At 70.0% G+C, this 1,668-nt stretch carries 2 protein-coding genes; one reads left to right on the top strand and one right to left on the bottom strand.

What is annotated here, in order from left to right; all coding sequences use genetic code 11:
- Window positions 1–49 precede the first annotated feature (49 nt).
- Complete coding sequence (locus AOK15_RS41105; RefSeq protein WP_055524350.1) at window positions 50–556, bottom strand: MarR family winged helix-turn-helix transcriptional regulator; 507 nt, start codon at window positions 554–556, stop codon at window positions 50–52.
- A gap of 237 nt (window positions 557–793) precedes the next feature.
- Between AOK15_RS41105 and AOK15_RS41100 the strand changes: the two genes are divergently transcribed.
- Window positions 794–1,579 carry a dioxygenase family protein gene (locus tag AOK15_RS41100; protein WP_055524348.1) on the top strand — a complete coding sequence of 262 codons (786 nt, stop codon included), beginning with the start codon at window positions 794–796 and terminating at the stop codon, window positions 1,577–1,579.
- The last annotated feature ends 89 nt before the right edge of the window (window positions 1,580–1,668 follow it).

Below are 1,668 nucleotides of genomic sequence, written 5' to 3'. Positions count from 1 at the left end.
CCCCACTCCCCGTGGGTCGCGGCGCCCCACCCCCGATGCGGCGGAGCGGCTAACGCAGCCACGGCAGGTCCGCCCCTGCCTCCTTCGGCTGAAGCCCCTCGGCGATGATCTCCATGATCTCGCCGAGGGTTCTCTGCTGCTCCGGCGACAACCGGTCGAACAGCGCCTGCCGCACCGCCGTCACATGTCCCGGCGCGCTCTTCTCCAGGACTTCGAACCCGCCGTCCGTGAGTACGGCGAACTGCCCCCGCTTGTCCGACGGACAGTCCTCGCGCCGCACCCACCCGTTCTTCTCCAGGCGGGCGATGGCGTGCGACAGGCGCGAGCGGGTGATCTTCGTGTGCATCGCCAGCTCGGTCATGCGCAGCCGCCGCTGCGGCTCGCCGGACAGCACCACGAGCAGGTGGTAATAGAGGTGCGGCATACCCGCGTCCCGCTGCAACTGGCGATCGAGGTGGTCGTCGAGCAGGGTCGTGCCATGGACGTAGGCGAGCCAGGTGCGCTGTTCCTCTTCGGTGAGCCAGCGGGGTTCTTCGGCGGCGGACGGTGTCTTCATACCTCCACTCTACGAGCACCCTTCTTGAATATTGAACAATAGAGATGTAAGGTGAAACTAGAAATATTGAGACTTCAACTACTGGGGAGTGGGGTGAGGTCTCAAGCAACCGATGAGCCTGAAGCGACCCGCTGCGGCCCGCTTGAGGACGACGTGCTCCAGGAGCCCCAGGAGCCGTACGTGCCGAGGCGTGTCCCCGCCCACTCGCGAGTCGCGTGTGCCGAGGGAGTCACCCCTATGTCCGCCGCCACCGCCGAACGCATGCCGACCCTCTACCTGAGCCACGGCGCGCCCCCGCTCGCCGACGACCCGATCTGGCCCGGCGAACTGGCCGCCTGGGCGAGGACGCTGGCCCGCCCCAAGGCGATCCTCATGGTCTCCGCCCACTGGGAGGAGGCCCCGCTCGCCCTCGGCGCGGTCGAGACCGTCCCGCTGGTCTACGACTTCTGGGGCTTCCCCGAGCACTACTACACCGTCCGGTACCCGGCGCCCGGCGCCCCCGAGCTGGCCGCGTCCGTGCGCAAGCTGCTCCAGGCCCCCGGCACGCCGGTCCAGGACATCCCGGACCGGGGCCTCGACCACGGGGCGTACGTCCCGCTCGTCGAGATGTTCCCGGAGGCCGACATCCCGGTCCTGCAGATCTCCATGCCGACCCTGGACCCGGTGAAGCTGATGGACGTCGGCCGCAAGCTCGCCCCCCTCCGGGACGAGGGCGTCCTGATCGTCGGCTCCGGCTTCTTCACCCACAACCTCGCCGCGCTCCGCCAGGGCGGCATCCCCGCCTGGTCCACCGAGTTCGACGACTGGGGCAACCGGGCCCTGGAGTCCCGCGACTGGGACTCCCTCCTGGACTTCCTCCACAAGTCACCGGCGGGCCGGCTCGCCCACCCCCGCACCGAGCACTTCGCGCCCCTGTTCGTGACCATGGGCGCGGCCGAGGCCGCCGGTGAACTGGACGCCCAGCGCTCGGTGATCGACGGCTTCTGGATGGGCCTGGCGAAGCGGTCGGTCCAGTTCGGCTGAGGAGCCTGCCGACGGCTGAGGAGCCTGCCGACAGGAAGGGCTGCGGACAACGCGGCACCCCGCCCCGCCCCGAGGGGCCGGCCCCGCGA

Source organism: Streptomyces ossamyceticus (assembly GCF_001418475.1).
In the GTDB taxonomy this organism is placed as follows: Bacteria; Actinomycetota; Actinomycetes; order Streptomycetales; family Streptomycetaceae; genus Streptomyces; species Streptomyces ossamyceticus.
This window is presented reverse-complemented; position numbering and strand designations above follow the sequence as displayed.

What these genes read in the sequence shown, in the direction of transcription:
- AOK15_RS41100 (WP_055524348.1), top strand. Translation starts at nt 794, where the DNA reads ATGTCCGCCGCCACCGCCGAACGCATGCCGACCCTCTACCTGAGCCAC.
- AOK15_RS41105 (WP_055524350.1), bottom strand. Translation starts at nt 556, where the DNA reads ATGAAGACACCGTCCGCCGCCGAAGAACCCCGCTGGCTCACCGAAGAG.